Source organism: Mucilaginibacter sp. L196, assembly GCF_009765905.1.
GTDB lineage: Bacteria > Bacteroidota > Bacteroidia > Sphingobacteriales > Sphingobacteriaceae > Mucilaginibacter.
Genome location: NZ_LMUO01000019.1, coordinates 370,609 through 377,894, shown reverse-complemented (window position 1 = coordinate 377,894; position 7,286 = coordinate 370,609). Strand labels below are relative to the sequence as shown.

Sequence of the window (7,286 nt, the reverse complement as noted above, 5' to 3'; positions counted from 1 at the left end):
AGCACCTCTGCATTATACATCCATATAGGCGTAGTAAACACATTACGATCCAAAAACTTCATAGCCTCTCTTTGTCTGCTTGCAGGCACACGCTCATAAACATCTCCCGGCTGTTCAGATGTTTTTGCTGTGGTATAAACACCCGCGATGTTTTTTATAACGTGAACCAGATAACGGTCAAACTGCGCATTCAAAGCAGTATACATGTCTTTTAAATTATCGTACCCTTCGTTCGGAGTTTTTGTCCATTCAATTAATTGCGGTAAAATACGTTTCAAATTTTTTATACCGTATTCGCTGGCAATCATGGCATTATCACCTAAATCTTCATTTTGATAACGCGGATCATTGGTACCGATCTCTGTGCCAAACAATAAACGTTTGTTTTTTAGCTTTTCAATGGTCAGTTTGTTTAAAAACGGCACTTCCTCCTCGGGGGTTTTAAACTCATCATAATATTTGTAACCCCATTCAATAGCCCATTTATCATAATCGCCAATACGCGGAAATAAGCCTGCTTCGCTTATATGATCTTCGGGCTGTGCCACATAATTAAACCTGGCATAATCCATAATTGAAGGGGTGTGCCCGTTCGCTTCAACATAGGCTTTATCTCTCAGTTTTTCAACCGGAACCATTGCACTTGCTCCAAAATTATGACGCAGGCCCAAGGTATGCCCAACTTCATGAGACGATACAAAACGAATAAGCTGGCCCATCAGATCATCATCAAATTCCATCTTTCGGGCTCTTGGATCAACTGCTCCGCATTGAATCATATACCAGTTATGAATCAGCTTCATCACATTATGGTACCAGTTAATATGGCTTTCAATGATCTCGCCGGTGCGCGGGTCAGCAATGCTTGGTCCGCTTGCGTTTGACATGGTAGATGGCTTATAAATAATGGCCGAATGGCGGGCATCTTCCAGGTCAAAAGAGGGATCTTCCTCTGGCGTTGGCGCTAACCTGGCCGAAATCGCATTTTTGAAACCAGCCTGTTCAAATGCAACATTCCAGTCATTAACGCCTTGAATTAAATAAGGGATCCACTTTTTAGGCGTAGTTGGGTCTATATAAAATACAATAGGCTTTTGTGGTTCTACCAACTCTCCCCTTTTGTACTTCTCCAAATCTTCAGGTTTAGGTTCCAATCTCCAGCGATTTATCAGGCTTGTTGTTTTAACTCCCTGAGGATTAGCATCATAGTCTATATAATCTGTTGTAAAATAACCAACACGCGGATCATACATCCTGGCTTTCATTGGCTTTTCGGGTAATAGGACTATGGAGGTATTCAATTCCATGGTAAAACCACCGCTCATGGTCGTACCTGCCATAGCATAGGTTTTAATCGTCCTAAGCTCAACATTGGTTGGAAATGTGTGTGCATATTTAACATAGCTGCGATCATTTTGCTGATTGCCTATATGTAACAATTGCTTCTGTATGGCCGAACCAAAATAAAAAAGATCATTATCAGAATTGATATAATCGGTCATATCTACAACTACTGCTGTTGAGTCTGGCTTATAGGCTGCTATAGGGAATGAGGCCACAATAGGCTGCATGGTATTTCGCTTAACCGATGCATACATAGCCTGCGTGCTATCTTTAGAATATTCAGAATAAGACATTTTACGGATAAACAATTTATTTGCCGGCCCTCTTTCAAACTGGATAATAGTTCCGCCAATGGGGTCACCGGCATAACCATCGCCTCCCCTGCCTATTCGCATATCGGCAGACGCAGATGCTATACGACTCATTATCAGTAGATCTTTATTAAAAATAGCACAGGGTATTTCAAACAAATAACGATCATCAATCTTATGGATGGTGATCAGCCCATTTGTAGTTACTGCATCGGCTGTAATCACATCTTTATATGGGCGCACCTTGACTTTTGCCGGTTTTTTTATTGTATCTACTGGTGTTTCAGTTGTATTGTGTTGCGTGCTCTCTTTTTGTGGCTGTGCATAGCTTGCACTCATTCCTGCCAAACAGAAAGTTATGATTATAACTCTGTTGATAATTTTATTAATCATGTATGGTTGTTTTTATTAAGATTTGAAAGTGGATGGCCCTTAGTCAGAACCACCGTTTATAATAATTATGGATTCTGCACGATCTCCGGATTTAACAAAATGTACTTATTATCAATTTGATAAGTGTAGCGCGCGCTATTAGGTGCAAGTGTGTAAATAACACCTTTAAATACCCTTGTATAGGTTTTAGCAAACGCCGCATCCTGGTTAAGTCTTCTCATATCAAACCAGCGATAACCACGGCCAAATAATTCCCGCCTGCGCTCATTAATAACCAGAGTAAGGGCATCGGCAGCATTGCTTGCCGTTAGATCTGTATAATCGGCTGGTTTAAAACGCTTTTTGCGCAGTGCATTGAGCAGGCTTACCGCCGTGGCCGCGTCATTTGAACGGGCAGCACTTTCGGCTTTAATCAGCATCATTTCAGGAACGTTTGGCCCGATATATACATCTTCATTACTATTATAATTCTGACGGTAATAACTGCGCCCATAAGCTGCTGTGCCGTAATTTAATCCGGTAAATAATATATAACGAAGGTCTTTTGTACCTAACAGCGTTAATAGATCACCACTTAAAGTCACATTATTGAAACTGTATCCACCACTTAACTTTGAGAAAATGGTTTCCGGGTCAAGCAGCTTTCCTGGTAAAGTTCCAGGGGCCGAAGCATAGGCATTTAAATCAATTAAAGTGCTTTGCAATGCAAGTGCTTTACCAGCGTAAGTACCTGCATCGCTAAAGTTTCTCATCTCCAACTCGGTTTCGGCCAATATTGCGTATGCAGCAGCTTTGGATGGATCTGAGTTATAAGCAGGCAGATCAGGCAAATTGGGTAATGCTGTTGTTAAATCCTTAATGATTTGTGCATAAACATCAGCTAAAGGCGGCCTTTTTAAACTTGCGAAAAGGTTTGCAGTAGTAAGCAAGGGAACACCCAGATCAGTAGAGGCGGTAGATGGATTATATGGAGGAGCGTATAAATTTACCAGATTTAAGTAGGCATAGGCACGGTGAACCAACGCCAGTGCTAATATGGCATTTTTTTGTGTTACGGTACCACCTTCACTCGCCATTACCCCATCGGATACATTATTACAGATCATGATCTGTTGATAAAAACGCTCCCAGTCAACGTCTGATTCAATGTTTGTGGCATAACGGGTCGGTGCCCAGGTATAAGTCAATACAAATTGAACATCAGCTGTTTGCGCAGTGAATGAATTTTGATACTTTATACTATCAATACTTACATCATCAGACGATAGTAAAGGAAAACTATATGAATATTCTAAAACGGATGTATTATTCAAAAGATCCTGGTAATCAGATGTATATTTAAGTGCATGCATTCCTACCGCAGGTATTTCTACATACTTACGGCACGAGCTTGTGATCAGAGAGCCCATGACCACAAGGGCAACTATATATTTTTTCATGTTGATACTATGGTTAAAATGAGTATTTTGAATGTTAGCTTTTTCCATCATGCCTAATTAAAATGTGGCATTAATACCAAATACAAGATTCTTTGCCGGGGGCAAATTATTGTAGCTGGTTGTATTTACATAATCAGGGTCTATGCCATCTTTGTTAGCTCTCCAGATCAACCCTAAATTACGAGCGCTAATACTGCCTGAAAGAGCTTTGAATGGCGTATGCATTACTATGTTATGGGGTAAAGCATATGATAAGGCTACTTGTTGTAAACGAACCTGGCTTGCATCACGAACCAACAGATCTGAATATTGATACCTGTTTATACTGTTAGTACTGGCTCCTAATCCCGGAACATTGGTAAATGCCTGATCCCCGGGATTTCTCCAGCGATAAGCCAAATCTTCTTCGGTACCTAATACACCTGTAAAAGGGTTAGAGGTGCTTGCATTAGTCGGATAATTTCCGATGGAATACTTCAAAAATTTATACCCCATCTTATAAACCATCTGCACGTTAAGTGTAAAGCTTTCATATCTGAAATCATTACCCCATCCGCCAAAATAAGGCGGCGTTGTACGCCCTGCATATTTCAAATCGGCTGATGTTAGGCTGGAATTACCGGTGGTCGAGGGAACAATATTTCCATTATGATCATAAATTTGAGAATTTCCGGTATTATCTAACCCAGCCCAACGGTAAACAAACAGGTAATCCAATGGATAGCCATTGATAGGGGTTGAAGAGCCTACCAAGTTGATACTGTTGGTTTTGGTAAAGCGGGCATCAGTTACAACATCGGTATTGTATGAAAAAGTAAAGCTGGAATTCCATCCCCAGTTTTTTTGTTGAATAATTGCTCCTTGCAGACCAAACTCTAATCCGTGGCTACTTAATGTCCCTGCATTAAACAACACGCTTGACCACCCGTAAGTGGCATCATAAGGCAATTGAGCTAATATACCATATGACCTTTTACGGTAAACATCAAAGGTTAATAATATACGATTGTTTAACAAGGCCATGTCAACACCCGCATTCAATTGCTTGGTGGTTTCCCATGTTAACTCATTATTAGCGGGTGAACTAATGCTTGTATAAGTTTTGCCTGTATAGTAGTCTGAATTTGATCCGTTTAAGATCACCGTATTTAAACCTGTTCCTGGAATAGTTCCTCCTGATCCGTAAGTTAGACGCAGGCTTAAATCATTTATAGGCTTAACATTCTGCATGAAATCCTCACGCTTTACATTCCATTTTAAGCCCGATGACCATAGTGGAATTGCTTTTTGCTGATCCGAAGCACCCTGTGCACTATAATTGTCAAATCTTATAGATCCACTGGCCGTATATTTATTCAGTAAGGTATATGAGGCATTGGAATAGTATGATAAATACCGCTCTTTGCTAATATTTATGGTCCCGTCTGAATAACCCGGACTCATTTGGTATGGGTAAACTGTATTGTAATATGCCGTCGGATTCACATAGGTAGATGTATAGGTATCATCATTAAAACCATACAACGTGCGGCTGTTACTGGTAGATTGCGTTTGCCTGATTTCTGACCCTGCAATCAAATTTAACTGATGGATATTATCCCAGGTTTGATGAACATTAAACTGGCCACGTACGGAGTAATCATCATTACTCGCATTGGTTAAGTGGTTAATACCGCCTAAGGGTATTCCATAAACTAATTTACCGTTGGCTATACTGGTATAAGTATTAATTAATGTACGTGCATTATAGCTGTTTAATTGATCCTCTTCGCCTGTATTACTAATATTGTCCTGATAAGAGCCGCTGGTAGTAAAATCAATCCAGCTGAATATTTTAACGTTTATTGCAGTATTCAACCTAACCCTGGTTTCTTTAAGGATGCTGTTGGAATAATTCAGTTCATCGATGGCGTTATATGTCCATGGCAGATACCCTTCACTGGTAAAGTTATCAATAACCTCAGGCCTATATAACACATATCTGTTTATGGAGTTGCCACTATTGTCTACCAACATATCATAGGGCCTTAAACCAAGTGACGAATTACTCAGCGCGGTGCTGGCGGCCTGGTTAGTTTTACTATAATTATTAGTATAAGTTAAACCTGTTGAGATGTTTAACCGTTTATTAAAGAAATCACTGGTCGTATTTGCTGTTAGATTATAGCTCTGTGCATCGTTGCTTTTAAATACTGGGCGATCATTAGTTGAATTGGCTGATATGTAGTAAGTGCCATTATCCCCGCCACCTGAAATTGCTATATTGTACTGTTTTGTAACGGCTTTTTGTAATAAGTATTCACTGATTTGCTTTTTGTTGCTTCTGCCTGATAGTACGGCCAGCGCCGAATCGCGTTGCGCAGCTGTTGCCGTTCCGCGCTGTACTTTGAACATCCACTCCGTGGCCTCGCTGTTGTTAGGATTATAATTAAATGTATAATAGCCATAGCTCGCCCAATTAGCCGGATCAGTAATATAACCTTTATTAAAAAGCTCCTGCTCCAGGTTAACATATTGAGCACTTGTCATAGTATGTAACTGTGACAAATCAGCAGGTGCAGAAACACTTACATTCGCATTAAAATTGATGGTTGTTTCTTTTTTTCTTCCCTTTTTAGTTGTGATTACTATAACGCCGTTTGCTGCCCTCGAACCCCATATTGACGATGCTGCTGCATCTTTTAAAAATGTGATCGATTCAATATCTTCAGGATTAATTCTGGATAATATGGCAAATCCTGACGAAGTGGTATTACTTATTTGAGTGAGCGCCTGGCCACCGGCTGCTTCATCGATCATGGGAAAACCATCAATAACAATTAAGGGTTGTGACGCATTGCCCCCATTGTATGTATTTGTTCCTCTGATGTTGATGGTATTTTTGCGGACATCAAAATTAACACCCGGCACTTTTCCTTGCAGCCGTTCCATAAGATTAATTGCCGGTGTTTTTTCAATTTCTGCCGAAGAAACATACCCGAATGATCCTGTCGCCCGTTCCGGGGAAATCTTTTCATAACCGTTTGATAAAACCTTAACCTCTTCTAACTTGGTGTTTTTAGCCTTTAAAGCAACTTTTAAATCAATTTTGCCATCCACGTTCACTTCAAGGCTTTCCGTGGCTATATTATTGAAAACCAAAATGGCGTCATCGCTAACGGCCTGCAACCGGAACCTTCCGTATTCATCCGTCGCAGTTGCATTGCTTGTGCCTTTTACCATTACGGTAACACCGGGTATCGGTTTGCCATCCTCAGCCAATACGGTGCCGGTAACTTCATGAGGGGGTGTGAAAAAGCGGATAACCTTCTGCGTTAATGACTCTTCCTTATGACTGATGACAATATTCTTGTTTATTATTTTAAAGGATAATGGCAAATTCTTAAAACATGCACTTAGCGTTTCATCAATCGACGCATTTTTAAGCTGTACACTGATATTGGTGTTTTGCAGATCTTTGTTATCATAAAAAAACACATAGCCTGTTTGAATTTTAATATCCTTTAATACGTTTTCTAAAGGGACATTATTTACGTTAAGGTTGACCTGCTGACTATAACTACTGGCGCTTACCTGCACCATTGCTATAATCATTATCAGGATAGTCAATTTCATAACCAACAGGAGTTTTTTGAGAGGTAGCCATCCTTCGCCAGCAGGCGGATGCATACCTATGGTAATAGCATTAAAATTCATTACTTTTACAAAGTTTGGGTTAATACATTAAATAGTTCAGCCGATTATTTTATCCGATCCTGATTTTATCAGGATTTGGGAAAGGGTTAACCTGAATACTTTC

At 40.0% G+C, this 7,286-nt stretch carries 3 protein-coding genes; all 3 read right to left on the bottom strand.

The genetic code is table 11. The features are described 5' to 3' along the window. On the bottom strand, positions 1–2,048 hold a 2,048-nt coding region (locus GSQ74_RS18125; protein ID WP_158996471.1), incomplete at its 3' end, for a zinc-dependent metalloprotease. Positions 2,049–2,113: 65 nt separating this feature from the next. Next, positions 2,114–3,487, bottom strand: coding sequence for a RagB/SusD family nutrient uptake outer membrane protein (locus GSQ74_RS18120; RefSeq protein ID WP_158995632.1), 1,374 nt, complete (start codon positions 3,485–3,487; stop codon positions 2,114–2,116). Between the two features lie 57 nt (positions 3,488–3,544). After that, a complete protein-coding gene (locus GSQ74_RS18115) occupies positions 3,545–7,183 on the bottom strand; it encodes a SusC/RagA family TonB-linked outer membrane protein (RefSeq protein ID WP_158995631.1) in 3,639 nt (1,212 codons plus the stop codon). Positions 7,184–7,286: the final 103 nt, after the last annotated feature.

What these genes read in the sequence shown, in the direction of transcription:
- GSQ74_RS18120 (WP_158995632.1), bottom strand. Translation starts at nt 3,487, where the DNA reads ATGAAAAAATATATAGTTGCCCTTGTGGTCATGGGCTCTCTGATCACA.
- GSQ74_RS18115 (WP_158995631.1), bottom strand. Translation starts at nt 7,183, where the DNA reads ATGAATTTTAATGCTATTACCATAGGTATGCATCCGCCTGCTGGCGAA.